The organism is Pseudomonas sp. FW305-25 (assembly GCF_017351415.1).
In the GTDB taxonomy this organism is placed as follows: domain Bacteria; phylum Pseudomonadota; class Gammaproteobacteria; order Pseudomonadales; family Pseudomonadaceae; genus Aquipseudomonas; species Aquipseudomonas chlororaphis.
The window spans coordinates 177,340-193,775 of sequence record NZ_JACNDE010000002.1; the positions used below are offsets into that span (position 1 = coordinate 177,340).

The 16,436-nt window shown below is 63.7% G+C and carries 14 protein-coding genes; all 14 read right to left on the reverse strand.

Features of this window, described 5'->3' with window-relative positions; all coding sequences use genetic code 11:
• Positions 1–51: 51 nt before the first annotated feature.
• Positions 52–489, reverse strand: a complete 438-nt coding sequence (gene dtd, locus J4E58_RS03155) for a D-aminoacyl-tRNA deacylase (protein ID WP_007925900.1) — start codon at positions 487–489, stop codon at positions 52–54.
• Positions 486–1,457, reverse strand: a complete 972-nt coding sequence (pip, locus tag J4E58_RS03160; protein WP_007925901.1) for a prolyl aminopeptidase — start codon at positions 1,455–1,457, stop codon at positions 486–488. The genes dtd and pip overlap by 4 nt, the downstream gene beginning before the upstream one ends.
• A 255-nt stretch (positions 1,458–1,712) precedes the next feature.
• Entirely contained in the window at positions 1,713–2,516 is an 804-nt protein-coding gene (gene hutG, locus J4E58_RS03165; protein WP_087089746.1) for an N-formylglutamate deformylase, read from the reverse strand.
• Between the two features lie 10 nt (positions 2,517–2,526).
• On the reverse strand, positions 2,527–3,732 hold the full coding sequence (gene hutI / locus J4E58_RS03170) for an imidazolonepropionase (protein ID WP_087089744.1): 1,206 nt from the start codon (positions 3,730–3,732) through the stop codon (positions 2,527–2,529).
• A 16-nt stretch (positions 3,733–3,748) separates the two neighbouring features.
• Positions 3,749–5,158 (reverse strand): amino acid permease, encoded by a 1,410-nt coding sequence (locus J4E58_RS03175; protein WP_053259336.1) that lies wholly within the window; start codon positions 5,156–5,158, stop codon positions 3,749–3,751.
• A gap of 154 nt (positions 5,159–5,312) precedes the next feature.
• Positions 5,313–6,845 (reverse strand): histidine ammonia-lyase, encoded by a 1,533-nt coding sequence (gene hutH, locus J4E58_RS03180; RefSeq protein WP_087089742.1) that lies wholly within the window; start codon positions 6,843–6,845, stop codon positions 5,313–5,315.
• A gap of 158 nt (positions 6,846–7,003) precedes the next feature.
• A complete protein-coding gene (gene hutH / locus J4E58_RS03185; RefSeq protein WP_087089740.1) occupies positions 7,004–8,527 on the reverse strand; it encodes a histidine ammonia-lyase in 1,524 nt (507 codons plus the stop codon).
• Between the two features lie 99 nt (positions 8,528–8,626).
• Positions 8,627–9,457, reverse strand: coding sequence for a glycine betaine/L-proline ABC transporter ATP-binding protein (locus J4E58_RS03190; RefSeq protein ID WP_007925912.1), 831 nt, complete (start codon positions 9,455–9,457; stop codon positions 8,627–8,629).
• Positions 9,454–10,305, reverse strand: a complete 852-nt coding sequence (locus J4E58_RS03195) for a proline/glycine betaine ABC transporter permease (RefSeq protein WP_007925913.1) — start codon at positions 10,303–10,305, stop codon at positions 9,454–9,456. The genes J4E58_RS03190 and J4E58_RS03195 overlap by 4 nt, the downstream gene beginning before the upstream one ends.
• 71 nt (positions 10,306–10,376) lie before the next feature.
• Positions 10,377–11,345: an ABC transporter substrate-binding protein gene (locus J4E58_RS03200; protein ID WP_007925914.1), complete on the reverse strand. Its 969-nt coding sequence runs from the start codon at positions 11,343–11,345 to the stop codon at positions 10,377–10,379.
• 74 nt (positions 11,346–11,419) lie between these two features.
• A complete protein-coding gene (locus J4E58_RS03205; protein WP_087089738.1) occupies positions 11,420–12,883 on the reverse strand; it encodes a cytosine permease in 1,464 nt (487 codons plus the stop codon).
• Positions 12,884–13,000: 117 nt separating this feature from the next.
• Entirely contained in the window at positions 13,001–14,683 is a 1,683-nt protein-coding gene (gene hutU, locus J4E58_RS03210; RefSeq protein ID WP_007925917.1) for a urocanate hydratase, read from the reverse strand.
• A 494-nt stretch (positions 14,684–15,177) separates the two neighbouring features.
• Entirely contained in the window at positions 15,178–15,750 is a 573-nt protein-coding gene (locus J4E58_RS03215) for a HutD family protein (protein ID WP_087089736.1), read from the reverse strand.
• Between the two features lie 9 nt (positions 15,751–15,759).
• Entirely contained in the window at positions 15,760–16,428 is a 669-nt protein-coding gene (gene hutC / locus J4E58_RS03220; RefSeq protein WP_238437480.1) for a histidine utilization repressor, read from the reverse strand.
• Positions 16,429–16,436: the final 8 nt, after the last annotated feature.

Consider the following 16,436-nt stretch of genomic DNA (forward strand, 5'->3'; position numbering starts at 1 on the left):
AAAACGCCTATTTTCGGCCGGTTCCGGCCGAAAAAGATGTTTCAAGCACTTTCAAGTCTGTAACAGGAAGGTTACCGGGCCATCATTGACCAGATGGACCTGCATATCCGCCCCGAAGCGCCCTGATGCTACTTTGCCATGCAACTGTTGCGCCTTGCATAACAGATAATCAAAAAGTTCTTCACCGAGGGCCGGCGGTGCCGCCGTGGAAAAGCTCGGGCGCAGGCCGTTCTTGGTGTCCGCGGCCAGGGTGAACTGCGAGACCAGCAGCAAACCGCCGTCCACATCGGCCAGGGACAGGTTCATCTTGCCCTCGGCATCACTGAATACCCGATAGTTAAGCAGCTTGTGCAGCAGTTTGTCGGCACTGGCCCGAGTGTCCTCGGGCTCCACCGCCACCAGCACCAGCAAACCCTGGTCCACCGCCCCGACGATTTCCCCCGCCACTTCGACCCGCGCGCCGCGCACGCGCTGCAACAGCCCCTTCATGCTTCTTCGGGCGGCAGGTCGAGCAGGCGCCGGGCCATCTGATCAGCGGCACGCACCAGCGCATCGGTGATGCCCGGTTCGGACGCAGCGTGACCGGCATCGCGGATCACCTGCAGCTCGCTGTTCGGCCAGGCCTGGTGCAATTCCCAGGCATTGTCCAGCGGGCAGATCACGTCGTAGCGACCATGCACGATCACGCCCGGCAGGTGGGCGATCTTGCCCATGTCGCGAATCAGCTGGTTCGGCTCGAGGAACGCATGGTTGGTGAAGTAGTGGCATTCGATCCGGGCAATCGACAGCGCGCGCTGCGGCTCGGAGAAACGATCGACCACCAGCGGGTTCGGCCGCAGGGTCGCGGTCCGCCCTTCCCAGATCGACCAGGCCTTGGCCGCATGCATCTGGGCGATCTGGTCGTTACCGACGAGACGCTTGTGGAAGGCGCTGAGCAGGTCGTCGCGCTCGTCCAGCGGGATAGGCGCCACGTAGTCCTGCCAGTAGTCGGGGAACAGACGGCTGGCACCGGCCTGGTAGAACCATTCGATTTCCTGCGGACGGCACAGGAAGATCCCACGCAGAATCAGACCATGAACACGCTCAGGATGGGTTTGCGCATAAGCCAGGGCCAGGGTCGAACCCCAGGAGCCGCCGAACACCACCCATTTTTCGATGCCCAGGTGCAGGCGGATCCGCTCGAGGTCGGCGACCAGGTCCCAGGTGGTGTTGTTTTCCAGGCTGGCGTGCGGGGTGGAGCGCCCGCAACCGCGCTGGTCGAAGGTGATGATGCGGTACAGGTTCGGGTCGAAGTAACGGCGACTCTGGGCATCGCACCCGGCTCCCGGGCCACCGTGGATGAACACCACCGGCAAGCCTTCCGGGGATCCGCTCTCATCGACATACAGTACATGGGGTTCGTCGACAGCCAGATCGTGCCGGGCATAGGGTTTGATCTGCGGGTACAAAGTCTGCATTGCGCGCTCCGTAAGGGGTCGAGGTCATCCCTGGGGGGACTTCAATTATTCTGCCGTCCGGCATCATAAACCCGAATTACGCAATGAGCATGTCCTTGGAAAAAATGCGGTTGTTCCCCCCGGAAAGCCAGACGCACCTGTAGCCGCTGCCGAAGGCTGCGCTCGACTGCGCAGCAGGCGCAGGATCTTGAGATCGCTGAAGGCCTTCGGCCTTATCGCAGCCTGTGGCAGCGGCTACAGGGCTTCCTGTCGGCTTCAGCGCCCGTAACGCTTCTGCCCCCAGGCCAGCAGCCCTTGCAGCAGCTGCTTGAGTACCACCTGGGTCGGCGCCGCCAGATCGTCGCGGTAGTGGAACGGCTCGAACTCTTCCATGTAGGTGCTCTGCGCCAGCTCCAGCTGCACGGCATGGATGTTCTCGGCCGGGTTGCCGTAGTGCCGGGTGATATGGCCGCCCTTGAAACGACCGTTGAGCACATGGCTGTAGTCGGCATGGCGGGCGCAGATCGCTTCCAGCTGGCTGGCCAGTTCGGCATCGCAGCTGGCGCCATTGAAGGTGCCCAGGTTGAAGTCCGGCAGCTTGCCTTCGAACAGATGCGGGATCAGCGAACGGATCGAATGCGCATCGAACAGCAAGGCATAGCCGAACTCGGCCTTCAACCGTGCCAGCTCCTGCTGCAAAGTGCCGTGATAAGGCGTCCAGACCTTCTCCAGGTAAGTCGCCCGTTCCTGCTTCGACGGCTCCAGCCCCTCACGGAACAGCGGCACGCCATCGAACAGCGTGGCCGGGTACAACCCGGTGGTGGCGCCGACATAGAGAGGCTTGTCGTCGGATGGGCGATTGAGGTCGATGACGAAACGCGAATACTCAGCCGCCAGGGTGCTGGCGCCCAGTTCCTCGGCGAACGCGTAGAGCTGGGGAATGTGCCAGTCGGTATCCGGCAGGCTTTGCGCCTCGGGGATCAGCCCGGCCTCGACCGCCGGTGTCAGGCGCAGGCCAGCGTGGGGCATGCTGATCAGCAGCGGCACCCGGCCTTGTTTGAAGTTCAGAACCTTATCCACAACCCTTCTCCTATAAATCCACTTCAACGCCGTGGCGCACGACGCGTTTTTCCAGGTCACCGCCCAGCCAGTAGGCCAGGTCGGCGGGACGATCGATCTGCCAGGCGACGAAGTCCGCCACCTTGCCGACCTCCAGCGAACCGTGGGTCTGTTCCATGCCCAGCGCGGTGGCCGCATGCAGGGTCACACCGGCCAGGGCCTCTTCCGGGGTCATACGGAAACAGGTGCAGGCCATGTTCAGCATCAGGCGCAGGGACAGCGCCGGCGAAGTGCCGGGGTTGAGGTCGCTGGCCACGGCGATCTTCACCCCGTGCTTGCGCAGCGCGTCCATCGGCGGCAGCTGGGTTTCGCGCAGGAAATAGAACGCGCCCGGCAGCAGCACGGCGACGGTGCCGGCCTCGGCCATGGCAATGGCGTCCTCCTCGGTCATGAACTCCAGATGGTCGGCCGACAGCGCGTGATAACGCGCTGCCAGGCTGGAGCCATGCAACGACGACAGCTGCTCGGCGTGCAGTTTCACTGGCAGGCCAAGCTTATGCGCGGCGATGAACACCCGCTCCACCTGCTCCGGCGAGAACGCCAGGTATTCGCAGAACGCATCCACCGCGTCCACCAGGCCCTCGGCCGCCAGGGCCGGGAGCATTTCGTGGCAGATGTGCTCGATGTAGTCGTCCGAGCGCTCGACGTATTCCGGCGGCAAGGCGTGGGCCGCCAGGCAGGTGCTGCGCACACTGACCGGCAGCTCGGCGCCCAGGCGCCGGATCACCCGCAGGATCTTGCGTTCGCTGGCCAGGTCCAGGCCGTAGCCGGACTTGATCTCGACGCTGGTCACACCGTCGCGCAGCAGGCTTTTCAAGCGCTTGCGGGCGCTGTCGAACAATTCGTCCTCGCTCGCCGCGCGGGTGGCCCGCACGGTGCTGGCGATACCGCCACCGGCGGCGGCGATTTCGGCGTAGCTCACCCCTTGCAGGCGTTGCTCGAATTCGCCGCTGCGGTTGCCGCCGAATACCGTGTGAGTGTGGCAGTCGATCAGGCCCGGGGTGACCCAGGCCCCCGCCAGGTCATGCAGCTCGGCATAGTTACCAGCCGGGACCTGATCGCGCGGGCCGATCCACTCTATGAGCGCTCCTGACGTCACGATGGCGGCATCCTCGATGATCGAGTAAGCACCTTGCGCCATGCTTGCGACGTGACAGTGTTGCCAGAGAGTTTTCATCCGAGGACTCCGTTAGTTATCGATGGGACAAAGAAGGGTCGCGATGCACCTGGACCGCCTGACCGGCGGCCGGCTTGACCCACAACAGATAAGCGATCACCAGCAGCACGATCCACACCGCCCCCACCGCCAGCGCCGCCTGGGTTTCCGGGAAATAACCCAGCACGCCGAAGACGAACAGCATGAACACGATGGCGGCTGCCGGCGCCCAGGGCCAGAACGGCACCGGGAATTTCAGTTGGGCAACCTGCTCGGCGCTCATCGAGCGACGCATGGCCACCTGGGTGACCAGGATCATCAGCCAGACCCAGACCGTGGCGAAAGTAGCGATCGAGGCAATCAGCAGGAACACGTTTTCCGGAATCAGGTAGTTCAGCAGCACACCGCCCAGCAGCGCGGCGCCCATGACCACCACGGTCATCCACGGCACGCCGTGTTTCGACAGTTGGGCAAAGCCTTTTGGCGCCTGCCCTTGCTGGGCCAGGCCGTACATCATGCGTCCGGCGCCGAAGATGTCGCTGTTGATCGCCGACACCGCCGCCGAGATCACCACGATATTGAGGATGGTCGCCGCCGAGCCGATGCCCAGGTTGTCGAAGATCTGCACGAACGGGCTGCCCTGGCTGCCGATCTGCGGCCATGGATAGATGGCCATCAGTACGAACAGGGTCAGCACATAGAACAGCAGGATGCGCATCGGCACCGCGTTGATCGCCTTGGGGATGACCCGCTGCGGGTCCTTGGCTTCACCGGCGGTGATACCGATGATCTCGATGCCGCCAAAAGCGAACATCACCACCGCGAACGAAGCGATCAGGCCGCCGATGCCGTGGGGCATGAAGCCGCCGTGGGCCCAGAGGTTGGCCACCCCGGTGGCCTGCTCGTTGCTGGCCGAACCGATACCGAACAACATGATGCCGAAGCCGGCGAGGATCATCGCGACAATCGCGCCGACTTTCAGCAGCGACAGCCAGAACTCCATTTCGCCGAAGACCTTGACGTTGCACAAGTTGAGGCCGCCGATCAGGAACACGATGCCGAGCACCCAGACCCAGCGCGCCACTTCCGGAAACCAGAAGCCCATATAGATGCCGAAGGCCGTGACGTCGGCCAGACAGACGATGATCATTTCAAAGGCATAGGTCCAGCCGAGAATAAAGCCCGGCAGTGGTCCCAGGTAATTGCTGGCGTAGTGGCCGAACGAGCCGGACACCGGGTTGTGCACGGCCATCTCGCCCAGCGCGCGCATCACCATGAACACCGCGGCGCCACCGATCAGGTAGGCCAGGAGGACCGCGGGACCGGCCATCTGGATGGCCGAGGCAGAACCATAGAACAGCCCGGTGCCGATCGCCGACCCCAGCGCCATGAAGCGAATATGTCGGGCGGACAGCCCGCGTTTCAATCCTTGAGCTTGCTGTTGCATTTCTCGTTCCTAATTATTTTTATCGGAGAAAACCGGAACCACCTGTAGCCGCTGCCGAGGTACGAGGCTGCGAAGCGGTCCGCAGGAGCGCCCTCGGGGGCTGCTGCGCAGCCCATCGCAGCCTCGTGCCTCGGCAGCGGCTACGGGCATGGGGTTACAGGCTCGGCAGCAGCTTGGCCGGCAGCAGCTCGTTCAGGCAACGGGACGCCAGTAGTTCGCTCGCGGCATTGATGTCCGGGGCGAAGAAGCGGTCCTTCTCGTAGAACGGCACTTTGCTACGCAGGGTGGCGCGGGCTTTTTCCAGCTTGGTCGAGGTCTTCAGGCCGTCACGCAGGTCCAGGCCCTGGCAGGCCGCCAGCCATTCCACGGCGAGGATGCCACGGGTGTTTTCGGCCATTTCCCACAGGCGCTTGCCAGCGGCGGGCGCCATGGACACATGGTCTTCCTGGTTGGCGGAAGTCGGCAGGCTGTCCACCGAGTGCGGATGGGCCAGCGCCTTGTTTTCGCTGGCCAGGGCCGCGGCGGTCACCTGGGCGATCATGAAGCCGGAGTTGACCCCGCCATTGGCCACCAGGAACGGCGGCAGCTGGGACATGTGCTTGTCCATCATCAGCGAGATGCGGCGCTCGCTCAGGGAACCGATTTCGGCGATGGCCAGGGCCATGTTGTCGGCGGCCATGGCCACCGGCTCGGCGTGGAAGTTGCCACCGGAGATCACATCGCCCTCGGCGGCGAACACCAGTGGGTTATCCGACACGGCGTTGGCTTCGACCACCAGCACCTCGGCGGCCTGGCGGAACTGGGTCAGGCAGGCGCCCATGACCTGTGGCTGGCAGCGCAGGGAGTACGGGTCCTGCACCTTGTCGCAGTTCTGGTGCGACTTGGAGACTTCGCTGCTGTCGCCCAGCAGGTCGCGGTAAGCCGCGGCGGCGTCGATCTGGCCTTTCTGGCCACGGGCGGCATGAATCCGCGCATCGAACGGCGAACGCGAGCCCAGCACTGCCTCGACGGTCAGGCCGCCGCAGGCCAGGGCGCCGGCGAACAGGTCTTCGCCTTCGAACAGGCCGCGCAGGGCAAAAGCGGTGGAAACCTGGGTGCCGTTGAGCAGCGCCAGGCCTTCCTTGGCCGCCAGGGTCAGCGGCTTGAGGCCGGCCACGCTCAGGGCTTCGGTGGCGTCCAGCCATTGGCCTTTATAACGGGCCTTGCCTTCACCCAGCAGCACCAGGGACATATGGGCCAGCGGCGCGAGGTCGCCGGAAGCGCCCACCGAACCCTTGAGCGGGATATGCGGGTAGACCTCGGCGTTGATCAGGGCGATCAGCGCGTCGATCACCTGGCGGCGGATACCGGAGAAACCACGGCTCAGGCTGTTGACCTTGAGCACCATGACCAGGCGCACCAGGGCGTCGCTGATCGGTTCGCCGACACCGGCGGCATGGGACAGCACCAGGGAGCGCTGGAGGTTTTCCAGGTCTTCGCTGGCGATACGGGTCGAGGCCAGCAGGCCGAAACCGGTGTTGATGCCGTAGGCGGTGCGGTTCTCGGCAAGGATCTGCTCGACACAGGCGACGCTGGCGTCGATCTGTGCCGAGGCGCTGTTATCGAGGCTGAGGGTTACCGGCTGTTGGTAGACGGCACGCAGTTGGGCCAGGGTCAGTTGGCCGGGAATCAGATTTAGCGCAGTCACATTTATGCTCCTTTTGAGAGTTTGTTATTAACTACCAGTCGCTCCGGAAGCTTCCGTTGTCCGTCGCAGCCCGCCGTTTGTGAGCGAGTGGCGCCTTGGCACGCTGGTTTTTCGTGGAAACCGTTGTCTTGGAAAATCCTGTACTTGCAGGGCACGCTTCAGCGCACGCCCGGTAAAACCTCCTGCAGCAAGGCCGGAGCCTTGAGCAGCGCCGCCGCGCTGGCGATGTCCGGGGCCAGCCAGCGATCCTGGTCATAGGCCGGAACCCGCTGGCGCAGGAGCTTCCAGGCCGCCTCGGTGCCGGCACCGAAACGCTGTTCCTTGAGAAATTCGAAGGCCTGGGCCGCCAGCAGGTATTCGATGGCGAGGATCTGGGTGCAGTTTTCCAGCGCGCGGGAAAGCTTCAGCGCGGCATTGGTGCCCAGGCTCAGGTGGTCTTCCTGCAGGCCGGAGGTGACGTAGTTGTCGAGCACCGCCGGTTGCGCCAGCTGGCGGTTTTCCGCGCACAGCGAGGCAGCGACGTACTGGACGATCATCATCCCGGAGTTGACCCCGGGGTTGCTCACCAGGAACGCCGGCAAACCGCTGACATGGGGGTTGATCAGGCGGTCCAGGCGGCGCTCGGCGATCGAGCCGATCTCGGCCATGGCGATCGCCAGAAGGTCCGCCGCCAGTGCCACCGACTGGCCGTGGGGGTTGGCCTGGGACATCACCCGGTAGTTGTCCGGAGTGCCCAGCACCATCGGGTTGTCGGTGACCGAGTTGAGCTCGGTTTCGACCTGCTGCGTCGCGTGCGTCAACTGATCGCGGGCGGCGCCGTGAACCTGCGGGATGGAACGGATGCTCAGGGCATCCTGGGTGCGGATGCCTTTGCTGGTGGCAATCACTTCACTGCCGTCGAGCAAGGCGCGCAGGTTGATGCCGACCTGCTGCATGCCGGGGTGCGGCTTGAGCGCAATGATCTCGGCATCGAAGGCGGCGATCTGCCCGCGCTGGGCCTCGAAGCTCATGGCGCCGATCACATCGGCCCATTGCAGCAGGCGCGTGGCATCGGCCAGGGCCAGGCAACTCAGGCCGGTCATGCACGGCGTACCGTTGACCAGGCACAGACCGTCCTTGGCCCCCAGTTGCACCGGTTCCAGGCCTTCCGCCGCCAGCGCCTGCTCGGCCGACACCACCTGCCCGCGATAGCTGACCTGGCCGACGCCGAGCAAGGCGATGCTGATATGGGCCATGTGGGTCAGGTAACCCACCGAGCCCTGGGACGGCACCTGCGGGGTAATACCGCGATTGAGCAGGGCCAGCAGCGCCTCGACCACCCGGCGATGCAGGCCGGACTTGCCGTGGCTGTAGTTGACGACAGCCGCGCACATGATCGCCCGGGTCTGCTCGTCGGCCAGTGGCACGCCCACGCCACAGGCATGGCTGAGCAGGGTGTTGCGCGACAGCTGGCTGAGCTGTTCGTCCTGCAGCGAAACGTTGCACAGCGCGCCAAGACCGGTGTTGATGCCATAGGCGCGTTCGCCGCTGACGACGATGCGCTGGACGATGGCCTGGGCATTCTCGATGCGCGCCCAGGCCTGGGCCGACAGCTCGAGCTGCGCGCCATGCCGGGCCACGGCGACCACATCCTGCCAACGCAACGGGGCGTCGGCGATAACGATTTTTTCAGCCTGCGACATCTTCGACCTCACGGGTACAACCTGAACATTGATGCAGCTTTACCGCCGCCTTCGCGGGCAAGCCTCGCTCCTACAGGGGAAGAGGCCCGCCCCAAGCCTTTAAACCACCGCCGCGCGTCGCTGCACGAAACGGTCGACATACTCGTCCGCCGGCGAATGCAGGATCTCTTTCGGCGTGCCGACCTGGATCAGCCGGCCATCCTTGAGGATCGCGATGCGGTTGCCGATGCGCACGGCCTCGTCGAGGTCGTGGGTAATGAAGACGATGGTCTTGTGCAGGGTCTTTTGCAGCTCCAGCAGCTGGTCCTGCATCTCGGCGCGGATCAGCGGGTCGAGGGCGCTGAAGGCCTCGTCCATCAGGATGATGTCGGTGTCCGCCGCCAGGGCGCGGGCCAGGCCGACGCGCTGGCGCATGCCGCCGGACAGCTGGTGCGGGTACTTGTTCTCGTAGCCCTTGAGGCCCACGGTGTTGATCCAGTGCAGCGCGCGCTCGGTGCAGACTTCCTTGCTCTCGCCCCGCACCTTGAGGCCATAGGCGGTGTTTTCCAGCACGGTCTTGTGTGGCAGCAGGCCGAAGCTCTGGAACACCATGCTGATCTTGTGCCGGCGAAATTCGCGCAGGGCTTCCATGTCGTATTGCAGGATGTCCACGCCATCCACCAGGATCGCGCCGCTGGTCGGGTCGATCAGGCGGTTGAAGTGGCGCACCAGGGTCGACTTGCCGGAGCCGGACAGGCCCATGATCACGAAGATCTCGCCAGTGCCGATGCTCAGCGACAGGTCGTTGACCCCGACCACGCAGCCGGTCTCGGCCAGCACCTGGTCCTTGGTCTTGTTCTGGCGAATCATGTTCAGCGCGTCGGCCGAACGGTTGCCGAAAATCTTGAAGACGTTCTTGACTTCGATCTTGCTCACGATTGCGTCGTTCATTTGCTCACCTCATGGCGTGGACGACCATAGGCTTGGGTAATACGGTCGATGACCACGGCCAGAATCACGATCGCCAGGCCGGCTTCCAGGCCACGGCCGACGTTGAGGGTCTGGATGCCCACCAGCACGTCTTCGCCCAGGCCACGGGCACCGATCATCGAGGCGATCACCACCATCGACAGGGCCATCATGGTGGTCTGGTTGATCCCGGCCATGATGCTCGGCAGGGCCAGCGGCAGTTGCACGCCGAACAGTTGCTGCCAGCGGTTGGCGCCGAAGGCGTTGATCGCCTCCATGACTTCGCCGTCGACCTGGCGAATGCCCAGGTCGGTCAGGCGGATCAGCGGCGGCGCGGCGTAGATCACGGTGGCGAAGATCGCCGGCACCTTGCCCAGGCCGAACAGCATCAGCACCGGGATCAGGTACACGAAGCTCGGCATGGTCTGCATGATGTCCAAGAGCGGCATCAGCACCGAACGCAGGCGATTGCTGCGCGCCGAGAGGATCCCCAGGGGAATGCCGATCAGCACCGAAATGAAGGTCGCCACCAGCATCAGCGCCAGGGTCTGCATCAGCTTGTCCCACAGGCCGACCGCGCCCACCAGGAACAGCAGGCCGACGATCACCGCGGTGGTCACCAGCTTGCGGGTCGAATGCCAGGCGATGCCGCCGACGATCGCCAGCATCAGCCACCAGGGCGCCAGGCGCAGCAGGCCTTCGAGGTTGACGATGGCCCACAGCAGGGTGTCGGAGATGTGGCGGAACACATCGCCGTAGTTGGTCACCAGCGAATCGACCCAACTGTTGACCCAGTCGGCGATGGAAAAGGTGAAGCTTTCAGGAAACATAGAGAGACTCTCGATCAAGTGGGTTGTGGTGAAGCTCCCGGCTACCGCTCAGGCAGCCGGGAAGGCTCTACCTACAAGGCCGCGTCGATTTTCTTGGCTGCGTCGTCGCTCACCCATGCGTGCCAGACTTCAGGATGTTCCTTGAGGAAAATTTTCGCCAGCTTCGGCGATTCGATACGTTCCTTCGCCATGCGACCCAGGTTCTGGTTGAGCAGGTCGATCGGCAGGTTGACCTTTTCCAGCACGGCCACCAGCTCAGGCGCTTCCTCGTGGAAGGTCTTGGACAGGCCGACCTTGATGGTCACGCTCTTGTCCACGCCCGGCTTTTCTTCCAGCTTCACCAGGTCGACCTGGCCCATCAGCGGGGTTGGCGACCAGTAGTAGAACAGGATCGGTTCGCCACGCTTGTAGCTCGACAGCACCGCGGCATCCAGCGCCGGGCCGGTGCCTGGGCGGAAGTTGGTGTAGCTGCTTTCCAGGCCGTAGCTTTTCAGCATCTCGCTGTTGTCCAGCTCGCAGGTCCAGCCGGCCGGGCAGTTATAGAAACGGCCCTTGCTCGGCTCTTCCGGGTCCTTGAATACGCTGGCGTACTTGCCCAAATCGGCGATGTTCTTCAGGTCCGGGGCCTTGGCTTCCAGCTTGCGCTTGGCATCGCCCTCGATCACGTAGCGCGGCACGTACCAGCCTTCGATGGCGCCCACCACCGGGGCGCCGACGCCGACCACCTTGCCGGCCTTCTCGGCCTTGTTCCAGACCTCGCTGCGACCGACCCACTCCTCGGCGAAAACCTGGATGTCATTGCTGCTCAGGGCGTTCTCCATGGTGATGGAGTTGCCTGGCAGGCTGTCGGTCTTGCAGCCGTAGCCTTTTTCCAGGACCACTTGCAGCACGTCGGTCAGCAACATGCCGCTTTCCCAGTTCAGGCCGGCGAATTTCACCGGTTTGCCGGACTCGCACCAGCCGGCCGCCTGGGTAGCGCCGGCGCTGGCCAGCAGGCCCATGGAAAGCAAAGTGGTCAGCAGGGTCTTATTCATTTTCATTGTGTGACGCTCCCAATCATTGAAATGGATTACGGCAGTCAAGAGGCATCCAGCCCGTCCACGTCCAATCAGGTCTAGACCGCAGTAGCGCGGCCTGCCCCACTCAGCTTTTGTTCTGTGATCGAGTCCTGCTCTACTGGCAGGATCAGGCGATCGGGTACAGCGCCATGCCATTTCTTCGCGCAGACGTAATACAGCGCCGCGGGAACCACCAGGCCGACGATCCAGGAGATATCCACGCCACCCAGGGCTTCCACCAGCGGGCCGGTGTAGAACTTGGTGGCGATGAACGGCAGCTGCACCAGCACACCGATCACATAGACGCTGATACCGAGGATGTTCCAGCGGCCGTAGCGACCGTTCGGATCGGCCAGCGCCGGCACGTCATAGTGCTCGCGGGTGATGCAGTAGTAGTCCACCAGGTTGACCGCGCTCCACGGGGTGAAGAAGGCCAGCAGGAAGAGGATGAAAGACTTGAACGCACCGAGGAACGAGTGCTGGCCGAGCAAGGCGATCAGGGTCGCGGTACCGACGATGACCAGCACGAACACCAGGCGTTGCAAGCGCGTCACTTCCAGGTGGCCACGAAAGCCACTGATGATGGTGGCGATGCACATGAAGCTGCCGTAGGAGTTCAACGTCGAGATGGTGACCTTGCCAAAGGCGATGCTGAAGTACAGCAGCGCGGCAGTGGCACCGCTGCCACCCAGACCAACGATGTAGGCCACTTCGTGGCCGGCGAACTGCCCGTCGGCCATGGCCGCGGCGAACACGCCGAGGATCATCGCCACCTGCGCGCCGATCACCGAACCCGCGCCAGCGGCGAGGAAGGTTTTCACCGAGGAGGTCTTGCTCGGCAGGTAGCGCGAATAGTCGGCCACGTAGGGGCCGAAGGCGATCTGCCAGGACGCGGCGAGCGACACCGCGAGCAGGAAGCTGCTCCAGCTGAAATGGCGGATTTCCAGGAGTGCGCCAACGTCGGTCTGGCTCATCAGGCGACTGAACAGATAAACGAAGGCGATCACGCCAATGACGCTGGCGGCACGCCCGATGAAATGGATCACCCGGTAGCCGAGCACCGTGACCAGCACGATGACGCTGGCGAAGATCAGGATGCCGACGCTGTCGCTGACGCCGAACAGCTGGCCCAGCGCCTGGCCGGAAAGCACCGTGCCGGTGGCGGTGAAGCCCAGGTACATCAGGCAGACCAGGACGATCGGAATGGCCGCGCCATAGACGCCGAACTGAACCCGGCTGGAGATCATCTGCGGCAGGCCGAGCTTCGGCCCTTGCGCCGCATGCAACGCCATCACACCGCCGCCCAGCAGTTGCCCGATGAGCAGGCCGATCAGCGACCAGAACACATCACCGCCCAGCACCACCGCCAGAGCGCCAGTGACGATGGCCGTGATCTGCAGGTTAGCCCCTAACCACAGGGTGAACTGGCTGTAGAGCTTGCCGTGGCGTTCGGCTTCGGGGATGTAGTTGATCGACCGCCGTTCGATCAGGGGTTTGGAGCTATCGCTGGCCGTGGACATCGTTATTGTTCTCCCGGGAGATTCTTGTCATGTCAAAGCACTGCTACATGGACCGAGCCGCCGCACTGCAGCGTGCGACGGCTTCTTCCCTAATCCTGGCGGCAATCCGCCGGGAGCTTACTTGCCAGTGATCATCGGCAGGTTCAGGCCCTGTTCCTTGGCGCAGTCGATGGCGATCTGGTAACCGGCATCGGCGTGACGCATGACACCGGTACCCGGGTCGTTATGCAGCACACGGGCGATACGCTCGGCCGCTTCGTCGGTACCATCGCAGACGATCACCATCCCGGAGTGCTGGGAGAAGCCCATGCCGACGCCGCCGCCGTGGTGCAGGGAAACCCAGGTCGCGCCGCTGGCGGTGTTCAGCAGGGCGTTGAGCAGCGGCCAGTCGGACACGGCGTCGGAACCATCCTGCATCGATTCGGTTTCGCGGTTCGGGCTGGATACCGAGCCGGAGTCCAGGTGGTCGCGACCGATGACGATCGGCGCCGACAGCTCGCCGCTGCGCACCATTTCGTTGAACGCCAGGCCGAGCTTGGCGCGCAGGCCCAGGCCAACCCAGCAGATACGCGCCGGCAGGCCCTGGAAGCTGATGCGCTCACGCGCCATGTCCAGCCAGTTGTGCAGGTGCGCGTCGTCCGGGATCAGTTCCTTGACCTTGGCGTCGGTCTTGTAGATGTCCTGCGGGTCGCCCGACAGCGCGGCCCAGCGGAACGGACCGATGCCGCGGCAGAACAGCGGACGGATATAGGCCGGTACGAAGCCTGGGAAGTCGAAGGCGTTCTCGACGCCTTCTTCCTGGGCCATCTGACGGATGTTGTTGCCGTAGTCGAAGGTCGGGATGCCCTGCTTCTGGAAGTCGAGCATGGCCTTGACGTGCACGGCCATCGATTGCTTGGCCGCCTTGACCACCGCCGCCGGCTCGGTCTTGGCGCGCTCGCGGTACTGCTCCCAGGTCCAGCCGGCTGGCAGGTAGCCGTTGAGCGGGTCGTGGGCGCTGGTCTGGTCGGTGACCATGTCCGGACGCACGCCGCGACGGACCATTTCCGGGAGGATTTCAGCCGCGTTGCCGCACAGGGCGATGGAGATCGCCTTGCCTTCGGCGGTGTACTTGGCGATACGCGCCAGGGCGTCGTCCAGGTCTTTGGCCTGCTCGTCGACATAGCGAGTCTTCAGGCGGAAATCGATGCTGGTCTGCTGGCATTCGATGTTCAGCGAGCAGGCGCCGGCCAGGGTCGCGGCCAGAGGCTGGGCGCCACCCATGCCGCCGAGGCCGGCGGTCAGGACCCAGCGGCCCTTGAGGTCATCGTTGTAGTGCTGGCGACCGGCTTCGACGAAGGTTTCGTAGGTGCCCTGGACGATGCCCTGGCTGCCGATGTAGATCCAGCTGCCGGCGGTCATCTGGCCGTACATGGCCAGGCCCTTGGCATCCAGCTCGTTGAAGTGTTCCCAGGTGGCCCAGTGCGGCACCAGGTTGGAGTTGGCGATCAGCACGCGCGGGGCGTTGCTGTGGGTCTTGAACACGCCGACCGGCTTGCCGGATTGCACCAGCAGGGTCTCGTCGTCATTCAGATTGGTCAGGCTCTCGACGATCTTGTCGTAGCACTCCCAGTTGCGCGCGGCGCGGCCGATGCCACCGTAAACCACCAGCTCTTTCGGGTTCTCGGCGACTTCCGGGTCGAGGTTGTTCATCAACATGCGCAGCGGCGCTTCTGTCAGCCAGCTCTTGGCGGTCAGCTTGTTGCCGCGGGCAGCGCGAATTTCGACGTTCCGGTATTTCGTAGGTTTATTCTCAGTCACGAAAAAACTCCTCAGCGATCAATCCAAACCAACCCAGGCAGTGGGCGAGCGTGCCTGCGCGCAGGGCGCTGCGCAGCAAGCGAATCAGGGGACGTTGCGAAGAGTCTTCAGTGACTCATACGCATACGTCTTTACTTGTACATACAAGCATATGCAATCGATCGGCCAACTCGTTGAATGAGCCTTCAAGAAAATCGTGAAACCGGTGAAGAGGCCCTTGGATCAAGGGTTTCAGCATCGATTATTTTTTCGCGGGGGATATGACGAGAGGCGGGAGAGCTGTTACTTCGCCAGGGCTTTGCGCCACGCTGGGGCGTTCGGTAACAAATTGGTGCGCGAGGGAAACAACATCAGGGAGGGAGAGAAACACGGGGCTTTGTAGCCGCTGCCGAAGGCTGCGATCGACTCCGAAGGAGACGCGCTCTTGCAGGCCGGAAGGCTCTTCGAGTCGAGCGCGACCCCGGCCTATCGCAGCCTTCGGCAGCGGCTACAGGTCAGATGGCTGTCAGTTCGATCACGCAGCAAGCGCCGCTGACGGTGACTTCCCGCAAGCCGGGGTTACCGAGCAGTTGCAGGCAGTCATGGCGCTCAAGCAAGGCGGCGACACCGCCACCCAGGTCGGCGCGCATTTCCTCGGCCACGCTGAATACCAGCACCGTGCCGGCCTGGGTGAAGAAGCGCTGACCACCCGACAGCCATTGCAGGCGAGCGCTGTAGCGGTCCGGCGCGTAGATCAGGTTGAAGTCGCGAATCGGCCCGTCGATCAGGGTGCACGCGACCTGGCTGGCGCCACTGAAGGCAAAGGGGTCCAGCGGTAACAGTGCGCGAGTGTCCTCGCCGTCCACCGTCAGGGTCATGCCCGCGCCTTGCAGCACGGTAATGATCCGCTGGTAGCCGGCGAAGCTGGAGAAGCCACCGGACTCGCCGATATCGGCGATCGACAGCCGCCAGCCGAAACCTTCCAGGCCGACGCCGGCGTCCCGGGTGATTTCTTCGGTACTGCCGCCACCGTTCTTCCATGGCATGCGCGGGTAGTTGGCCGCGCGCAAAACGTTCAACTGAGTCATTGATGCCCCTTACTTATGAAACCGCCCTTCCAGGCTGTGACGAGACCCCGGGTGGATCAGGCGCGCGGCGGTCACTGGCTGGCGGCCGGACCAGGTCCGGCGGCGAATCAGCAGGCACGGCTCGCCGCGCTCGATCTGCAGCAACTTGCATTCTTCCGGCTCGGCCAGAATCGCCTCGACCACGTGCTCGCCCTCGGTCAGCGGCGCGACCTGGTTCAGGTAGGCGTAGGGGGTCTGCAAGGTGAAATCCTGCTTGAGGTAATCCGGCGCCACCAGCGCGTTGACGAAACGGTCCTCGATCTGCACCGGGATATCGTTCTCGAAATGCACGATCAGCGAGTGGAAGACCCTCTGCCCTTCGCGCATTTCCAGGGCCACGGCGCGCTCGGAACCGGCCGCCTCTTCACCCAGGGTAATGACTTTGCAAGTGTGGCGATGACCGCGCGAGGCGATCTCGTCGGCAATGTTGTGCACCTCGAACAGCGCCGACTGGCTTTTCGGTTCGGCGACGAAAGTCCCCACGCCCTGCATGCGCACCAGCAGGCCTTCGGCGGTCATCTCGCGCAGGGCGCGGTTGATGGTCATGCGGCTGAAACCCAGCTGGCTGACCAGCTCGCTTTCCGAGGGCACGCGGTAATGCGGCGGCCAGTTTCCACTCTCGATCTGCTGGGTGATCATCTGCTTGA